The sequence below is a fragment of the Paracoccus solventivorans genome (assembly GCF_900142875.1).
In the GTDB taxonomy this organism is placed as follows: domain Bacteria; phylum Pseudomonadota; class Alphaproteobacteria; order Rhodobacterales; family Rhodobacteraceae; genus Paracoccus; species Paracoccus solventivorans.
In genome coordinates, this window is the sequence record NZ_FRCK01000004.1 from 13,076 (window position 1) to 29,163 (window position 16,088).

13 protein-coding genes are annotated in these 16,088 nt (G+C 68.3%); 3 read left to right on the plus strand and 10 right to left on the minus strand.

The annotated features are described in order from the left end of the window. Positions 1 to 2: 2 nt before the first annotated feature. From BUB57_RS07845 to BUB57_RS07875, 7 genes are all read right to left on the minus strand, one after another. A complete protein-coding gene (locus BUB57_RS07845) occupies positions 3 to 857 on the minus strand; it encodes an ABC transporter ATP-binding protein (protein WP_073064887.1) in 855 nt (284 codons plus the stop codon). Positions 858 to 911: 54 nt separating this feature from the next. Further along, entirely contained in the window at positions 912 to 2,210 is a 1,299-nt protein-coding gene (locus tag BUB57_RS07850; protein ID WP_407670337.1) for an ABC transporter substrate-binding protein, read from the minus strand. 55 nt (positions 2,211 to 2,265) lie between these two features. Then, positions 2,266 to 3,342: a branched-chain amino acid ABC transporter permease gene (locus BUB57_RS07855; protein ID WP_073064893.1), complete on the minus strand. Its 1,077-nt coding sequence runs from the start codon at positions 3,340 to 3,342 to the stop codon at positions 2,266 to 2,268. Between the two features lie 93 nt (positions 3,343 to 3,435). Further along, positions 3,436 to 4,419, minus strand: coding sequence for a branched-chain amino acid ABC transporter permease (locus tag BUB57_RS07860; RefSeq protein WP_143159663.1), 984 nt, complete (start codon positions 4,417 to 4,419; stop codon positions 3,436 to 3,438). Between the two features lie 57 nt (positions 4,420 to 4,476). After that, entirely contained in the window at positions 4,477 to 5,313 is an 837-nt protein-coding gene (locus tag BUB57_RS07865; RefSeq protein ID WP_073065539.1) for an ABC transporter ATP-binding protein, read from the minus strand. Then, positions 5,313 to 7,286, minus strand: a complete 1,974-nt coding sequence (locus BUB57_RS07870) for an AMP-binding protein (protein WP_073064899.1) — start codon at positions 7,284 to 7,286, stop codon at positions 5,313 to 5,315. Before BUB57_RS07870 ends, BUB57_RS07865 begins: the two co-directional genes overlap by 1 nt. A 212-nt stretch (positions 7,287 to 7,498) precedes the next feature. Beyond that, a complete protein-coding gene (locus BUB57_RS07875) occupies positions 7,499 to 7,936 on the minus strand; it encodes a DsrE family protein (RefSeq protein WP_073064903.1) in 438 nt (145 codons plus the stop codon). A 444-nt stretch (positions 7,937 to 8,380) separates the two neighbouring features. Between BUB57_RS07875 and BUB57_RS07880 the strand changes: the two genes are divergently transcribed. After that, on the plus strand, positions 8,381 to 10,285 hold the full coding sequence (locus tag BUB57_RS07880; protein WP_073064906.1) for a hybrid sensor histidine kinase/response regulator: 1,905 nt from the start codon (positions 8,381 to 8,383) through the stop codon (positions 10,283 to 10,285). Further along, on the plus strand, positions 10,282 to 10,992 hold the full coding sequence (locus BUB57_RS07885) for a response regulator transcription factor (RefSeq protein WP_073064909.1): 711 nt from the start codon (positions 10,282 to 10,284) through the stop codon (positions 10,990 to 10,992). The genes BUB57_RS07880 and BUB57_RS07885 overlap by 4 nt, the downstream gene beginning before the upstream one ends. A gap of 72 nt (positions 10,993 to 11,064) precedes the next feature. On the opposite strand, the gene BUB57_RS07890 is transcribed toward BUB57_RS07885, so the two are convergent. From BUB57_RS07890 to BUB57_RS07900, 3 genes are all read right to left on the minus strand, one after another. Then, on the minus strand, positions 11,065 to 13,161 hold the full coding sequence (locus tag BUB57_RS07890; RefSeq protein WP_073064912.1) for a TRAP transporter permease: 2,097 nt from the start codon (positions 13,159 to 13,161) through the stop codon (positions 11,065 to 11,067). Positions 13,162 to 13,239: 78 nt separating this feature from the next. After that, positions 13,240 to 14,241: a TAXI family TRAP transporter solute-binding subunit gene (locus tag BUB57_RS07895; protein ID WP_073064915.1), complete on the minus strand. Its 1,002-nt coding sequence runs from the start codon at positions 14,239 to 14,241 to the stop codon at positions 13,240 to 13,242. An 89-nt stretch (positions 14,242 to 14,330) separates the two neighbouring features. After that, positions 14,331 to 15,812: an RsmB/NOP family class I SAM-dependent RNA methyltransferase gene (locus tag BUB57_RS07900; protein WP_084732039.1), complete on the minus strand. Its 1,482-nt coding sequence runs from the start codon at positions 15,810 to 15,812 to the stop codon at positions 14,331 to 14,333. 58 nt (positions 15,813 to 15,870) lie between these two features. On the opposite strand from BUB57_RS07900, the gene BUB57_RS07905 reads away from it, so the two are divergent. Continuing rightward, positions 15,871 to 16,083, plus strand: coding sequence for a DUF1674 domain-containing protein (locus BUB57_RS07905; RefSeq protein WP_073064918.1), 213 nt, complete (start codon positions 15,871 to 15,873; stop codon positions 16,081 to 16,083). Positions 16,084 to 16,088 lie beyond the last annotated feature (5 nt).

Here is a 16,088-nt window from a genome sequence, read left to right on the forward strand (position 1 = left end):
GCTCAGGCCAGCCAGCGCTTGCGGCGGCGATAGCTGCGCACGTCGCGGAAGGATTTGCGGCCCTCGTCCGACATGCCCAGATAGAACTCCTTGACGTCGGGGTTCTCGCGCAGCGCCTTGGCCTCGCCGTCCATGACGACGCGGCCGCTTTCCAGGATGTAGCCGTAATGGGCATAGCGCAAGGCGACGTTGGTGTTTTGCTCGGCCAGCAGGAAGGTCACGCCCTCGCCCTCGTTTACCGCCTTGACGATCTCGAAGATCTGCTCGACCAGCTGCGGCGCCAGCCCCATCGAGGGCTCGTCCAGCAGGATGGTTTCCGGGCGGCTCATCAGCGCGCGGCCCATGGCGCACATCTGCTGTTCCCCGCCCGAGGTATAGCCGGCCTGGCTCTTGCGGCGTTCCTTCAGCCGCGGGAAATACTCATAGACCATTTCCAGGTCGCGCTTGACCGCGGCGGCCCCGTCGGTGCGGGTATAGGCGCCGGTCAGCAGGTTTTCCTCGATGGTCAGGTGCTCGAAACAGTGGCGGCCCTCCATCACCTGGATCACACCGCGCTTGACCAGCCGCGCCGGGTCCAGATCGGTGACATCGTCGCCGCGATAGGTGATCGAGCCCTTGGTCACCTCGCCGCGCTCGGATTCCAGCAGGTTCGAGATCGCCTTCAGCGTGGTGGTCTTGCCGGCGCCATTGCCGCCCAGCAGCGCGGTGATGCCGCCCTTGGGCACCGACAGGCTGACGCCCTTCAGCACCAGGATCACGTGGTTGTAGATCACCTCGATGTTGTTCACCTCGAGGATGGTCTCGCCTGCGGCGGGGCCGGAAGCGGGGGACCGGGGGGCGGTTGCGGTGTCCAGCATGGCGTTCTCCGGGGTTCGGATCCCCCGGCGGCGGACCGCCGGGGGCTGCGCGCATCAGTTGCAGCGCAGGGTGATGTTGTTTTCCTTGGCGAACGCTTCCGAATCGGCGCGGATCAGCGGGTCGATCACCTCGTTGTCCGGCTCGTAGAAGTCGGTGATCGGGTTCCACGCCTTGGCGCTCGCATCCCACTGCTGCACCCGGGCCATGCCGGAGCCGCCGTGGTCCTCGCAGCTGGTCTTGATCGCCGGGCTGAAGTCGGTCAGCCCCAGCTCGGCCAGCCGCTCTTCGCTGATGTCCAGCGCCTCGAACCCGTCGCGCACCTGCGCGGCGGTCACCGCGTCGGTCCCGGCCAGTTCCTGCGCCTTGCGGATCGCCTCGGCGGTCACCATGGCCGAATGCATCCCGCGGGAATACAGCACGGTGCCGATATGCGGCCCGCCCTGACTGGCCAGCCCCTTGTCGAAGACATGGGCCTTGAGATCGTCATAGATCGGATAGTTCTGCCCGGCGCCGTGGAAGGCCATGGCCTTGTAGCCGTTGGCGGCGGCGCCCGCGGCGGTCACGTCGACCTCGGCCCCCGACCACCAGATGCCGATCATCTGCTCCATCGGATAGCGGACGTTCGCGGCCTCCTGAATCGCCGCCGGGTTCATCACGCCCCAGCCGTACAGGATGACGTGATCGGGCTTTTCGCGACGGATCTGCAGCCACTGCGACTTCTGTTCCTGCGACGAGCCGGGATCGACCGGGATTTCCGTCAGCTTGAAGCCGTGCTTCTTGGACAGCTCCTGCAGGGTGCGGATCGGCTCCTTGCCGAAGGCCGAGTTGTGATAGAGCAGCGCGATGGTCTTGCCGTTCAGGTCGCCGCCGTGTTCGTCCAGCAGGTACTTGATGGCGATCGAGGCGCCGTCCCAATAGTTGGTGGGGGCGTTGAACACCCACTCGAACACCCGCCCGTCCTGGGCCGAGGTGCGGCCGAAGCCGGGGGTGTACATCGGGATCTTGTCGGCCGAGACCTTGGGGATCAGCTGATAGGCAATGCCGGTCGATACCGGCGCGATCACCACCGGGTTCTGGCCCTTGAGCGATTCATAGCACTCAACGCCCTTTTCGGTGTTGTACGAGGTCTCGCACTCGGGGACCACGATCTTCTGGCCGCCGATGCCGCCGTCGCGCTCGTTCAGCAGGGTGAAGTAGTCGTTGAACCCGTCGGCATAGGGGGCGCCGTTGGCGGCATAGGGGCCGGTGCGGTAGCTGAAATTGGGCACCACCAGATCGGCCCACGCGGCGGGCGCGGCCAGCGCCGTGGCGGTGGCAAGCGCCGCGAACAGCCGGACAGAGCGTTTCTTCATTTCCATTCTCCTCCCAGGATATGTCGGATCTGGCCGGGCTGCCCCGGCCTTGAAATCAGTGCGGGAACGGCCAGAGCCGCAGTTTTTCCTTGGTCACCCGCCACAGCTGGGCCAGCCCGTGCGGCTCGACGATCAGGAAAAAGACGATCAGCGCGCCCACGATCATCAGCTCGAGATGGGCGGCAAGGTCGGTGGGCCAGCCCAGCGAGCCGACCAGCACGTTCTTGAGAAACACCGGCAGCAGCACCAGGAACGCCGCCCCGGCGAAGGACCCGAAGATCGAGCCCAGGCCGCCGATGATCACCATGAACAGCACCAGGAACGACTTGTTGATGCCAAAGGTCTCGCTGGCCTCGGCCGCACCCAGATAGACCGAGAACAGCAGCGCCCCGGCCACCCCGATGAAGAACGAGGACACGGCGAATGCGGTCATCTTGGCGGTCAGCGGGTTCACCCCGATGATCTCGGCCGCAATGTCCATGTCGCGGATCGCCATCCAGGTGCGCCCCACCGTGCCGCGGGTCAGGTTGCGCGCCACCCAGGCCAGCAGCACCGCAAAGCCAAGGCAGACCAGGTATTTGGCGCTGGCCGAGGTCTGCGGCCCGGTGATGATCCAGCCCAGGAAGCTGCGTTCCGGCACGGTGATCTGCCCCGAGGCCGAATAGTTGTAGAACCACGGCACCTTGTTGAACAGCCACACCAGGAAGAACTGCGCCGCCAGCGTCGCCACCGCCAGGTAGAAGCCCTTGATGCGCAGGCTGGGCAGGCCGAACAGCACGCCCACCACCGCGGTGATGCCGCCGGCCAGCAGCACGTGGATCAGGATCGAGATTTCCGGGAATGCGGTGGCCAGCTTGTAGCTGGCATAGGCGCCCACCGCCATGAAGCCGCCGCTGCCCAGGCTGACCTGCCCGGCGTATCCGGTCAGGATGTTCAGCCCCAGCGCCGCGATCGCATAGATCAGGAACGGCACCAGCACCGAGTTGGCCCAGTAGTCGGTGATCACGAACGGGATCACCAGGAACGCCACGGCCAGCGCCGCGTAATAGCCCCACCTGTCCAGCTTCAGCGGGAAGGTCTGGCTGTCGTCCCGGTAGCTGGTCTTGAAGTCGCCGGCTTCACGGTAAAGCATCAGTCGGTCCTTTCGTGGCGGTCGCGCCGGGGGCTGTCTGCCCCCGGACCCCCGAGGATATTTCTGGACAGAAGATCGGAACGGGCGGCGGCGTCAGACACGCTCGATGATCCGTTCGCCGAACAGGCCCTGCGGGCGGAAGACAAGGAACAGCAGCGCCAGCACATAGGCGAACCAGTTCTCGGTCGCGCCGCCGACCATGGGGCCGATGTAGAACTCGAACAGCTTTTCGCCGACGCCGATGATCAGCCCGCCGACGATGGCGCCGGGGATCGAGGTGAAGCCGCCCAGCATCAGCACCGGCAGCGCCTTGAGCGCGATCAGCGACAGGCTGAACTGCACCCCCGACTTGGTGCCCCACATGATCCCCGCGACCAGCGCGACGAAGCCCGCGATCGACCACACCATCACCCAGATGAAGCGCAGCGAGATCCCGACCGACAGCGCCGCCTGGTGGTCGTCGGCGACCGCCCGCATGGCGCGGCCCTGCTTGGTATACTGGCTGAAGGCGACCAGCGAGGCGACCAGCACCGCGGCGATGATCGTCGCCCAGATGTCCAGCCGGTCGATGAAGAATCCGTATCCGAACAGGCTGTCGGTCATCGTCTCGACGGTTTCCGAAAGCCCCTGCGGCAGCCCCACTTCCAGCGACTTGACGCTGGCGCCCCACATCAGGTCGCCCAGCCCTTCCAGGAAATAGGCCAGGCCGATGGTGGCCATGAACAGGATGATCGGTTCCTGCCCGACCAGATGCTTGAGCACCAGCGCCTCGATCAGGATCGCCAGCCCGACCATTACCAGCGCCGTCAGCAGGATCGCCAGCAGCGAGGGCACGGTCCAGCCGAAGCTGTCCAGATGCATCCCGGTCACCGCGCTGATCAGATGCGCAAAGGGCACCTGCCCCTGCTGGATGCCGATCAGGGTCAGCGCCGCGAACAGCGCCAGCACGCCCTGCGCATAGTTGAACACCCCGGACGCCTTGTAGATCAGCACGAAGCCCAGCGCGACCAGCGCATACATGACCCCGGTCATCAGGCCGTTCACCACGACCTCGGATGCGTAAAGCAGCTGTTCCATCAGCGCGTCTCCTTCGCGGGGCTGCGGGCGGAAAGGTCGAAGAGATCAGGGGCGAAATCAGTCATGGGCCACCCCCAGATAGGCGTCGATCACCTCCTGGTTGTTGCGAACCTCGTCGGGGGTGCCGTCGCCGATCTTGCGGCCGTAATCCATCACCACCACCCGGTCCGACAGGTCCATCACCACGCCCATGTCGTGTTCGATCAGGGCGATGGTGGTGCCGAACTCGTCGTTCACGTCGAGGATGAAGCGGCTCATGTCCTCTTTTTCCTCGACGTTCATGCCGGCCATCGGCTCGTCCAGCATCAGCAGCTTGGGCTCCGCCGCCAGCGCCCGCGCCAGCTCGACCCGCTTCTTCAGCCCGTAGGGCAGCCGCCCGACCGGAGTCTTGCGGATGTTCTGGATTTCAAGGAAGTCGATGATCTTCTCGACCTGCTCGCGGTGGCGGTTTTCCTCGGCCTCGGCCCGTCCCCACCACAGCGCCTGTTCCAGCAGCGACGATTTCATCATCGTCAGCCGCCCGGTCATGATGTTGTCCAGCACCGACATGCCGTCGAACAGCGCGATGTTCTGAAAGGTGCGGGCCAGCCCCAGCCGCGCGACCTTGTAGGGGCGCATCTGCGGGCGCTTTTCGCCGCGGAACCAGACCTCGCCCTCTTGCGGGATGTAGAAGCCGGACATCACGTTCATCATCGAGGACTTGCCGGCGCCGTTCGGGCCGATGATGGCGCGGATCTCGCCCTCGCGGATGTTGAAGCTGATGTCCTTGATCGCCGTCACCCCGCCAAAGCGCAGGGTGATGTTGCGCAGGTCCATCAGCACACCGCCGATCTTGCGACCATCGGGGGTGATGTAGGGCTCGGCAGCAGTGGCGGCCTGTTGGGTCTGGGGCATCATTCGGCGGCCATCCTTTGCGCGGGGGTTGCAAGGGTGCGGGCGTCCTCGATCCGCACGGTGGCTTTCAGCACGCCCTTGCGGCCGTCCTCATAGGTGACCTCGGTTTCGGTATAGACACTGTCCGAACCGTCGTAGAGCCCCTCGATCAGGTCGGCGAACTTCTCGGCGATGACGCCGCGCTTGACCTTGCGGGTGCGGGTCATCTCGCCGTCGTCGGCGTCCAGTTCCTTGTGCAGCACCAGGAAGCGGTGGATCTGGCAGCCCGACAGCATCGGGTCCTGCGCGACGGATTCGTTCACCTCTTCGATATGGCTGCGGATCATTTCATAGACCCGCGGATGCCCGGCCAGCTCCTGATACGAGGCATAGGCGATGTTGTTGCGTTCCGCCCAGTTGCCGACCGCGGTCAGGTCGATGTTGATGAAGGCGGTGCAGTAGTCGCGGCCGTTGCCCAGCACCACGGCCTCGAGGATGTTGGGATAGAACTTGAGTTTGTTTTCCACATATTTCGGCGCGAACATCGAGCCGTCGGCCATCCGGCCCACGTCCTTGGCGCGGTCGATGATGCGCAGATGCCCGCTGGCTTCCTCGAAGAACCCGGCGTCGCCGGTCGCCACCCAGCCCTCGGCATCCTTGGTCGAGGCGGTGGATTCCGGGTTCTGGTAATATTCGACGAAGGTGCCGGGCGAGCGATAGAACACCTCGCCATTCTCGGCGATGCGGACCTCAACCCCGGGCGAGGGCACGCCCACGGTGTCGGCGCGGACCTCGCCGTCGGGCTGCTGGGTGATGAACACCGTCGCCTCGGTCTGCCCGTAAAGCTGCTTCAGGTTGATCCCCAGCGAGCGGTAGAAATCGAAGATCTCCGGCCCGATCGCCTCGCCGGCGGTATAGCCGACGCGGATGCGCGAATAGCCCAGCGTGTTCTTCAGCGGGCCGAACACCAGCAGGTTGCCCAGCCCGTAGCGCAGCCGGTCCAGCGCGCCCACCGGCTTGCCGTCGGTCAGCGCCACGCCGACGCGGCGGGCCAGTTTCATGTAATGGTCGAACAGCCATTTCTTGAGGCGGCCGGCGTCCTCCATGCGGATCATGACGCTGGTCAGCTGGCCCTCGAACACCCGCGGGGGCGCAAAGAAATAGGTCGGCCCGATCTCGCGCAGGTCGGTCATCATCGTATGCGGGCCCTCGGGGCAGTTCACGCAGAACCCGGTCCAATAGGCCTGCCCGACCGAAAAGATGAAGTCCCCGACCCAGGCCATCGGCAGATAGGCCAGCACTTCCTCGGTCGGCTGCAGCCGGTCGAACTCGGACGAGGCGCGCGCGGTCTCGATCACGTTGCGGTTGGACAGCACCACGCCCTTGGGCTTGCCGGTGGTCCCCGATGTATACAGCATCACGCAGGTGCTGTCGTAGTCCAGTTCCGCGATGCGGGCGTCCAGCTCATCCTCGAAGCGCTGGTGGGCGGCGCGGCCCTCGGCCTGCACGTCGGACAGCCAGTTCATGCGGGAATGGTCGTATTTCCGCATGCCGCGCTTGTCGGTGTAGATGATCTGCTCGACCGTATCGTCGCCTTCCTCGGCCTCGATGATCTTGTCGACCTGCTCCTGGTCGCCGCAGACCACGAAGCGCGCCTGCGAATGGCGCAGCACATAGGCCATCTCGGTCGCCACGGCGTCCTGGTACAGCGGCACCGGCACCGCGCCGCACATCTGCGCGGCGACCATGGCCCAGTAATGCGCCGGCCGGTTGCGCCCGACGATGGCGACGTGATCGCCGCGGTTCAGCCCCAGCGCCAGGAACCCCAGCGCCAGCGCCCGGATCTCGTCCTGCGCCTGGGCCCAGGTCCAGCTCTGCCAGATCCCGAACTCTTTCTCGCGGTAAGCGGGCCGGTTGCCCATCTGCGTGGCGTTCCGCGCCAGAAGCGCGGGAATCGACCGCAGGCCCGCCTGGGGCGCAGCGACTGCCTTCATCCTCTCTCCCCTTCCCGGCCCCCGGGGGCCGATGCCGGGCGGGCCCCTCACAACCCGCATTCCACGGGCATGTCTGGCGAAGGATTCTTGCCCGAGTTTTTCGGGAATCTTACGAATTGTTACCGGCTATCCACCGGGCGTGCCGGGCGGTACCGGATCCGAAAAGATACCCCGCCCCGAAAGGGACGGGGCGGGGCAATACCGGGATCGGCTCAGAAACTGAGAACCGTGGTGCCGGGCGCGACGATGGTTGCTCCCATCGCATCCGGGGCGGCGGCCGTAACACCGTCCATCAGGATCGAGGCATCGGCGCCCTTGCCCGGCAGATAGATGGCGCAGACCTGAACCTTCAGGCCGGATTCCTCCATCATCTTTTTCATCAGCCCTTGCGGGCTGGCGCCTTGCGGCGGCTGCCCGGCGGTGGCCGTCTCGGGCGCCTCTTTCAACGCGATGTCGCCGGCCGGGCCGCACAGCAGCATCTCGGCCTCGGCACCTGCGGCGATGGCGTTCATGGTCAGAACCATGGTCATCAGCTGGGTCTGCGGCTCGGGTGCTGTCAGGATGGTGACCAGCCGGTTCGGCGTCTCGGCTGCGGCAGCGCCGGCGATGGTCAGGGCCAGCAGCGGGGCAGCAAGGCGGATCGGTTTCATCGGAATCTCCTTTTTTCCGGTCACTGGAACGATGGGGCACGACAGCGACACGGAACGCCTCACCGTCCCCGCGTCCCCCACGGACTTCATAAATCAGAGATGCCGGAACTTACATTCTTATTTTCGGATATATGAAATAATGCACCTTCACGGGCGGGATTTCCGCCATGTATTTGCGCTGTCCACAGGTGCCGGCAGGGGATGCCACCCCCGCCGTGCCGCCGGAATATTCGCCATCCCGCGACCCGCGCCACCCTTGAAGATCAATCCCTTGCAGGCTGTTCGCTGTATCGCGACCGTGGCGCAGCAGCGCGTGGTCCCGCCGGGCAAAGGCCCGGTCCTGCGGCCCGCGACATTTTGCATCGGTCTGGCGCTCGGGGCGCGGCCCGGACTGGCGGCGAATGGTCGGTTTCTCCCGGGTCCGACAGATGATACCCACGGGCAATGAGACGCACCGACAGCCATGACGAGCTGATGCGATCGGGCCTGAACCTGATCCAGCAGGCGATTTCCATCTTCGACGCCGAGCTGCGCCTGGCGCTGTGCAATCGCCCATATCAGCAGATGTTCGACCTGCCCGACCAACTGACCCGCCCCGGCGCGCGGTTCGAGGACACCATCGCCTATCTGGTCGCGCGCGGCGAATACGGCCAGCCCGACGACCCGGCCGAGGCGATCCGCATCCGCGTCGAGCAGGCGCGCACCTTCCAGCCGCACTACATGGAACGCCTGCGCCCCGACGGCCGCACCATCTCGGTCGAGGGGGCGCCGCTCGCGCAGGGCGGCTGGGTCGCCGTCTATACCGACATCACCGAGATCAAGCGCACCGAGGCGCTGCTGCGCAGCCGTTCCGAAGAGCTGTCCGACCAGCTGCTGCGCCACGCCGAGCGGCTGTCGGCCGCCAACCGCGCGCTGGCCGCCACCAACGCCGCGCTGGAGGAAGCCAAGCGCGTGCTGACCGAGGCCGAGGCCCGCACCCGCCAGGTCACCGCCATGGTCCCCGCCCATATCGCCCAGCTCGACAGCAGCGGGCGCTATGTGTTTTCCAACAACCAGCTGGGGCAGGTGTTTCCCGGCGCGCCCAGCGACATCCTGGGCAGGACCTCGCCCGAGGTGCTGGGCGACACCGGGCGGCGGCTTTCCCCCGCGGTCGAGCGCGCCCTGGCCGGAGAGCCGCAGGTCGTCGAGATCACCCACACCGAATCGGGCCGCCGCATCCGCGTGGCGCTGAGCCCCGACCGCAAGGGACAGGGCGTCTATGTGCTGTCCACCGACGTCACCGCCGAGGTGAACACCCGCGAGGCGCTGACCCATGCCGCGCGCCGCGAACTGGCGGCGCAGATGACCTCGGGGCTGGCGCATGATTTCGGCAACCTGCTGACCATCATCCTGGGGCTGCAAGGGCGGCTGGCGCGGCTGACGCTGCCGCCCGAGGCCGCCGAGGCGGTGCAGGGCACGCTGGCGGCGGCCCGGCGCGGCGCGGTGCTTCTGGACCGCATCGCCACCATCACCGGGCCGCGGCGGCTGTCGCCGCAGCCGGTGAATCTGCCGGCGCTGCTGGACCAGATCGCGACGATGGCGCGGCCCTCGCTGGGGCGGGGGCAGCGGCTGGTGCTGGACATCGACCTGCCCGACGGGGCGCTGCTGCTGGACCCCGGATCGCTGCAGGATTCGATCCTGAACCTGATCCTGAACGCCCGCCACGCCACCGCCGCCGCCGGCTCCGGCTCGGGGGTGGACGCCCCCGAGGCCACGATCCGCGTCGCCGCAAGGGTGCGCGGGCGCTGGCTGGAACTGACCGTCACCGACAGCGGCCCGGGGTTTTCCCCCGAGGCGCTGAAGCGCGCGACCGAGCCCTTCTTCACCACCAAGCCCGGGCAGGGGTCGGGGCTGGGGCTGTCGATGGTCTATGACCAGACCAAGCTGGCCGGCGGCACGCTGCGGCTGGACAACGTCCCCGGCGGCGGCGGCCGGGTGCGGCTGCGCCTGCCCTATCAGCGCGTCGCGCCCAGGCTGGTGCTGCTGGTTGACGACGACGATGTGATCCGCGAAACCCTGCGCGAGATGCTGACCGGCATGGGCCATCAGGTGATCGAGGCCGGCTCGCTGGCCGAGGCGCGCTCGCTCTGCGACCTGCCGGGGCTGTCGGTGGTGCTGTCGGACCTGCAGCTGGGCGACGGCTCGGGTGCCGATCTGGACGGGATCGGCCCGCCGCTGCTGCTGATGACCGCCCGCCCGCCCGACGACCCCGCCCGCGCGGGGCTGACCCGGCCGGTGCTGACCAAGCCCTTCGACGCCGCCGCGCTGTCGGCGCTGTTCGCCACCCTGCCCGAGGCCGACGGAAGATGACCCAGGACCCGCCGCTGATCGCCATCCTCGACGACGAGCCCGACATCCGCCGCCTGCTGGCCGACACGCTCGAAGATGCGGGGTTCCGCACCGCCAGCTTCGGCCGCGCGACCGAGTTCGAGGCGGCGCTGCGCCGCATGGCCCCCGACGCCTGTCTGATCGATCTGGGCCTGCCGGACCGCGACGGGCTGGCGCTGGTCCACCGGCTGGCCACGCAATCGGGCGCCGCGATCATCATCATCTCGGGGCGCGCGCAGGTGCAGGACCGGGTGACGGGGCTTGAGCTTGGCGCCGATGATTACGTCATCAAGCCCTTCGACCCCGCCGAGGTGGTGGCCCGCATCCGCGCCCGGCTGCGCAAGCCCGCGCGCGAGACCTCGCGCAACGGCCAGACCGCCAGCTTTGCCGGGTGGAGCGCCGATTTCGACCGCTATGTGCTGACCGCCCCCGATGGCGCGGAAACGCCGCTGAGCCATGCCGAGGCGGAAATGCTGCGCATGTTCCTCGATAGCCCGCGCCGGCTGATCAGCCGCACCCAGATGCTGGAATCGCTGGGCGGCACCGCCGGCGACAGCTTCGACCGCGCCATGGACGTGCGGATATCGCGGCTGCGCACCAAGCTGGGCGAGGATCCCAGGAATCCGCGGCTGATCAAGACGATCTACGGCGCGGGCTATATCTTCCTGTCCGAGGTCGGCTGGAGCTGAGGGGCCGGGGCTCTGCCCCAGACCCCGCGATATTTGGGGCAAGGGGAAAGCCCTTGCCGGGGGCGCCGCGGGTCAGGCCGCGGCGGCGGGTTCGCCGCGGTCGCGCACGGCCCATTGCCGCAGCACCACCGGAACGAAGATCACCAGCCCGATCCCGGTGGCGGTCCAGTCCGGCGCCACCAGCAGCACCGAGGCAAAGGTCAGCAAGAGCCGCTCGACCAGCGAAAGCGAGGCGAACATCCAGCCGGTGATCGCCGAGGACAGCGCGATGATCCCCAGCACCGCGCCGCCGAAGGCCAGGCCGAAATTGGTCCAGGTAAAGTCCTGCGTCACCAGCAGCAGCGCCGGCTGGAACACGAAGACAAACGGCACCAGCGCCTTGCCCATCGACAGCCGGAACGCGGTGTTGCCGGCCTTGAAGGCGTTGGCCCCCGCGATCCCGGCGCCGGCATAGGCCGCCATCGCCACCGGCGGCGTCACATCCGCCAGCACCCCGTAATAGAACACGAAGAAATGCGCGACGATGGGCTCGACCTGCAGCAGCCCCAGCACCGGGGCCGCCACCGCGATCATGATGATGTAGTTCGCGGTCGTCGGGATGCCGCAGCCCATCAGCACGCAGACCACCGCCGTCAGCATCAGCGTGAACAGCAGCGTCAGGGTCTGCACGCCCATGATCTCGAACGGCAGCACCGCCAGCCAGCCAGAGACGTCCTGCGCCCAGCCCGCCGCGATCGAGGTGACCATGAAGGCGATCTTGAAGCCGACCCCGGTCAGCGTCACCACCCCGATCACCACGCCGACCAGCGCCGCGGCGGCGGTCACCGCCAGCGACTGCCGCGCGCCCAGCACAAAGCCCTCGTAGATGCCGTGGGCGATGCCCTTGATGCCGTCCAGCAGGCTCTTGGTCGAAAGCTCCTGCCAGATCAGCACCCCGATACAGGCGGTGATCGACCAGAAGGCGGCGGCAAAGGGGGTGCGGCCCGACAGCAGGATCCCGATCAGCACGATCAGCGGCACCACCGTCAGCCAGCCCGCGCGCAGCACCTTCCACACGTTGGGCAGCTCGCTGGGGTGCAGGCCGCGCATCCCCAGGCGCTTCGCCTCCAGATGGACCTGCACCAGCACGCCGAAGAAATGCATGAAGGCCGGGACCAGCGCCGCGGTCAGGATCGTGGTCAGCGGCAGGCCCAGGTATTCGATCATCAGGAACGCCACCGCCCCCATCACCGGGGGGGTGATCTGCCCGCCGGTCGAGGCCGCGGCCTCGACCGCCGCGGCGAAGTGGCGGGGATAGCCGATGCGGATCATCGCCGGGATGGTCAGCGAACCGGTGGTGACCGTGTTGGCGATGGACGACCCCGAGATCGAGCCCAGCAGCGCCGAGGACAGCACCGAGACCTTGGCCGGCCCGCCCGCATAGCGCCCCGCCGCGGCCGAGGCCACGTCGATGAACAGCTGCCCCAGCCCGATCCGCGTCGCCATCACCCCGAACAGGACGAAATGGAACACATAGGTCGCGATCACACCCAGCGCGGTGCCGTAGATCCCCTGCGAGGTCAGGTAGAGGTGGTTGGCGATGTTCGTCCAGCTGGCGCCGGGATGGACCAGCACCCCGGGCATGTAGCGGCCGAAATAGGCATAGGCCATGAACAGGATGGCGATGACCGGCAGCGGCCAGCCCATCGAGCGGCGCACCGATTCCAGCAGGGTGACGATCAGGATGGTGCCCATCACCACGTCGGTGGTGTTGGGGTTGCCCACCCGCATCGCCAGTTCCGCATAGATCCACGGCACATAGAACGAGGCCACCGCCCCGGCGATGGCAAAGGCCCAGTCGACCAGCGGCACGCCCAGGAAGGCCAGCGGCCCCCGCATCGGCGCGCGGTTGCTGAAGGCGGAAAACGCTAGGAACACCACGAACACCGTGACGCCCATGTGCAGGCCGCGGTGGACGGTCGCCTGCGGGATGCCGAAACCGGCGGTATAATAGTGATAGCAGCTCAGCAGGAACAGGGTCACCCCGGACAGGATCGCAACCGGCCGCAGCATGTCGCGGAACCGCATCTCGGGGTCGTATTTCTCCTCGAGCGCCTGCAGCTCGTCGGCGGTCAGCGCGGCGGGTTCCTCGGCGGGCGCGTCGTCATGGGCGGGGCGCGGGTCGGTCATGGGGGGATCCTGCATGGCTCGGGGACGGCCGCAGGCGGGTCACGCCGCCTGCGGCCAATGGGTGACCGTCGGGTCAGGTCATTTCAACAGCCCGGCTTCGCGATAGAACCGCTCGGCGCCCGGGTGCAGCGGCAGGCCCAGCCCGGCCAGCGCGTTGTCCATGACGATCATCTTGCCCTTGGCGTGGCCCGCATCCAGCTGCGCGCGGCTGGCGTCGTTCCACAGCGCCTTGGTGATGCCGTAGATCAGCTCTTCCGGCTGGTCGGCCGAGGTGATCCACTGCGCGCCCACCGCGATGGTGTTCACGTCGGCCTCCTGCCCGTCATAGGTGCCGGCGGGGATGGTGTCGGCGGCAAAGAACTCGCTTTCGCGCACCTTGTCGGCGACCTCGCCCTCGATCGGGACGATCACCACGTCCTGCTGGCTGGCCAGTTCCGCGATGGCGCCGGCCGGATAGCCGCCGACAAAGAAGAACGCATCCATCTGGCCGTCCTTCATGCGGTCGGCAGCCTGGTCGGGCTTGAGGTATTCGGGCTTGATGTCGCCCTCGGACAGGCCGGCGGCCTCGAGGATCAGCTTGGCATCGACCAGCGTGCCGGACCCGGGCTCGTCCAGCGACACCCGCTTGCCGGCCAGATCGGCGACCGAGGTGATGCCCGACTTAACCGAGGCGACCAGGTGGATCGATTCCGGGTAGAGGTTGGCGATGGCGCGCAGCTTGTCCGCGGGGGGCTGGCCTTCCCAGATGCCGGTGCCGGTATAGGCCCAGGCCGCCACGTCGCCCTGCACGAAGCCCGATTCCAGCGTGCCGCCCTGGATGGCGTTGACGTTCGCGACCGAGCCGTTGGCCGCCAGCGCCGAGGCGACCAGCCCCGGCACGCCGCACGCACCGCCGTCCTCGCAGGCCCGCGACCCCGGAGGCGCCGAGATCACGTTCGCCAAGAGCCCGCCGATCGGATAATAGGTGCCCGCGGTGCCGCCGGTGCCGATGCGGAAGAACGACATCTCTTGCGCCGAGGCCGTCCCGGCCAGCGCCATGACCGCGACCGCCGCCGCGCCCAGGATGGTTTTGCCGAACATCAATCTTCTCCCCGTTCTGGTTTTCCGTGACGGGCAGCTTCACCCAACTGGCCCCTGGATGGCAAGCATCCGCAGGCAGTGGCGCAGATTTAACCGCGCGTCCGCAACCGGGCGATGAAGAAACCGTCCAGCCCCCCCAACCCGGGCCAGTGGTCGGGCCGGGTGCGGATCGCACCCTGCGGGGTGATCCATTCGGCCGGCCAGTCACCGGGGTCCGGGGGCTCGACCGCCAGCCCGGGATGGCGGGCCAGCGCGGCCTCCAGCTGGCGCTCGCCCTCGGCCGGGTGCAGGGAACAAACCGCATAGACCAGCCGCCCGCCCGGTTTCAGCAAGCCGGCGGCGTGGTCGATCAGCTGCGCCTGCAGGCGCACGAGGTCGGGGATCATCGCGCCGTCGCGGATCAGCGGCAGCTCGGGGTGGCGGCGAATGGTGCCGGTGGCCGAACAGGGCGCGTCCAGCAGCACCGCATCCAGCGCCGCGGGCGGGGCCCAGTCCAGCGCATCGGCGGCCACCGTCTCGGCCTCCAGCCCGACGCGGGACAGGTTCTCGGCCAGCCGCGCCAGCCGCTGCGGTGACAGGTCGATGGCGGTGACACGCGCCCCGGCAGCGGCCAGCTGCATGGTCTTGCCGCCCGGCGCGGCACATAGATCGGCGACGGTTTCGCCCGGACGCGGCGCCAGCAGCCGCACCGGCAGCGCCGCAGCGGCATCCTGCACCCACCAATCGCCCTCGGCGTAACCGGGCAGCGCCGTGACCTGCGTGCCGGCGGGCAGGCGGTGGCTGCCGGTCGGCAGCGCCTCGCCCGACACCGGCGCGCCGGGTGCGCGCGGGGTCAGGTCCAGCGCCGCGCCACGCTCATGCGCGGCCTCGATGGCGGCGGCGATCTCCTCGCCCCATTCCGTCACCACCGGGCGGCGCAGCCAGTCGGGCAGGCGCGGCGGCGCGGCTTCCTCCCACGCCGCCTGCCCCTCGGCGGCACGGCGCAGCACCGCGTTCACCATCCCCGCCGCGGCCTTGGCCTTGGCGCCGCCGGACCGCGCCAGCGCCACCGCGGCATTGACCGCGCCATGCGGCGCCTCGGCCCCGGCCAGCATCTCGGTCACCGCCAGCTGCAACAGGTCCATCACCTCGGGCCGCGGCCGGCGGTCGATCAGCCCGGCCAGCACCGCCTCGGATCGGCTGCGGTGACGCAAGGTCATGGCGGCAAGCCTGCGGGCGCGGGCGCGCTCGGCCGGGCTCAGCTCGGCCAGCGCCTCCTCGCCTTCGGCCAGGGTCGCGCCCTCGCGCACCGCCGCCAGCAGCCGCAGCGCCCCGCGCCGCGCGGCATGGGGCGCGGGCTGCGCCCTGCCCTCGCCCGGGTCCTTGCGGCCGCCCGGCGGCTTGCGCCCGGGCTTCTTCGCCGCAGCGACACGCTTGGCAGCTTCTCCATTATCCAAATATCCCGGGGGGGCCGCCGCAGGCGGCGGGGGCAGCGCCCCCGGCTGCCGTGCCGGATCGACCGCCGCGCGCCGCTTCGGCCGCGCCTCGCCACCGGCCGTTTCCCGGCGCTCATCGTCGTTTCGCTTGCCCATTGCCCCCGCGGTCCCTAGCTAGACCCTGAACCGATACGCAATCAGCGCAGGGTTTTCCATGACCACGCAGACCGAAGCCGCCCCGACCCCGGAAGATCGCCCCGAATGGGCGCATCTGCCGCCCGCCGCCCGCCGCGCCCTGGCCGAGGCCGAGGAGCGCCGCCGCACCGCGCCGCCGCTGGCGCTTGCCCCCGAACTCGGCGGCCGCGACGGCCCCGAGCCGGTGCGCTACGGCGACTACGAACGCAAGGGAATCGCCGTCGACTTCTAGGCGCG

Bases quoted from the DNA above. Each gene is read 5' to 3' on its own strand.
- BUB57_RS07900 (WP_084732039.1), bottom strand. From the start codon at position 15,812: ATGGGCAAGCGAAACGACGATGAGCGCCGGGAAACGGCCGGTGGCGAG.
- BUB57_RS07870 (WP_073064899.1), bottom strand. From the start codon at position 7,286: ATGAAGGCAGTCGCTGCGCCCCAGGCGGGCCTGCGGTCGATTCCCGCG.
- BUB57_RS07860 (WP_143159663.1), bottom strand. From the start codon at position 4,419: ATGGAACAGCTGCTTTACGCATCCGAGGTCGTGGTGAACGGCCTGATG.
- BUB57_RS07890 (WP_073064912.1), bottom strand. From the start codon at position 13,161: ATGACCGACCCGCGCCCCGCCCATGACGACGCGCCCGCCGAGGAACCC.
- BUB57_RS07905 (WP_073064918.1), top strand. From the start codon at position 15,871: ATGACCACGCAGACCGAAGCCGCCCCGACCCCGGAAGATCGCCCCGAA.
- BUB57_RS07845 (WP_073064887.1), bottom strand. From the start codon at position 857: ATGCTGGACACCGCAACCGCCCCCCGGTCCCCCGCTTCCGGCCCCGCC.
- BUB57_RS07885 (WP_073064909.1), top strand. From the start codon at position 10,282: ATGACCCAGGACCCGCCGCTGATCGCCATCCTCGACGACGAGCCCGAC.
- BUB57_RS07895 (WP_073064915.1), bottom strand. From the start codon at position 14,241: ATGTTCGGCAAAACCATCCTGGGCGCGGCGGCGGTCGCGGTCATGGCG.
- BUB57_RS07850 (WP_407670337.1), bottom strand. From the start codon at position 2,210: ATGAAGAAACGCTCTGTCCGGCTGTTCGCGGCGCTTGCCACCGCCACG.
- BUB57_RS07865 (WP_073065539.1), bottom strand. From the start codon at position 5,313: ATGCCCCAGACCCAACAGGCCGCCACTGCTGCCGAGCCCTACATCACC.
- BUB57_RS07875 (WP_073064903.1), bottom strand. From the start codon at position 7,936: ATGAAACCGATCCGCCTTGCTGCCCCGCTGCTGGCCCTGACCATCGCC.
- BUB57_RS07855 (WP_073064893.1), bottom strand. From the start codon at position 3,342: ATGCTTTACCGTGAAGCCGGCGACTTCAAGACCAGCTACCGGGACGAC.
- BUB57_RS07880 (WP_073064906.1), top strand. From the start codon at position 8,381: ATGAGACGCACCGACAGCCATGACGAGCTGATGCGATCGGGCCTGAAC.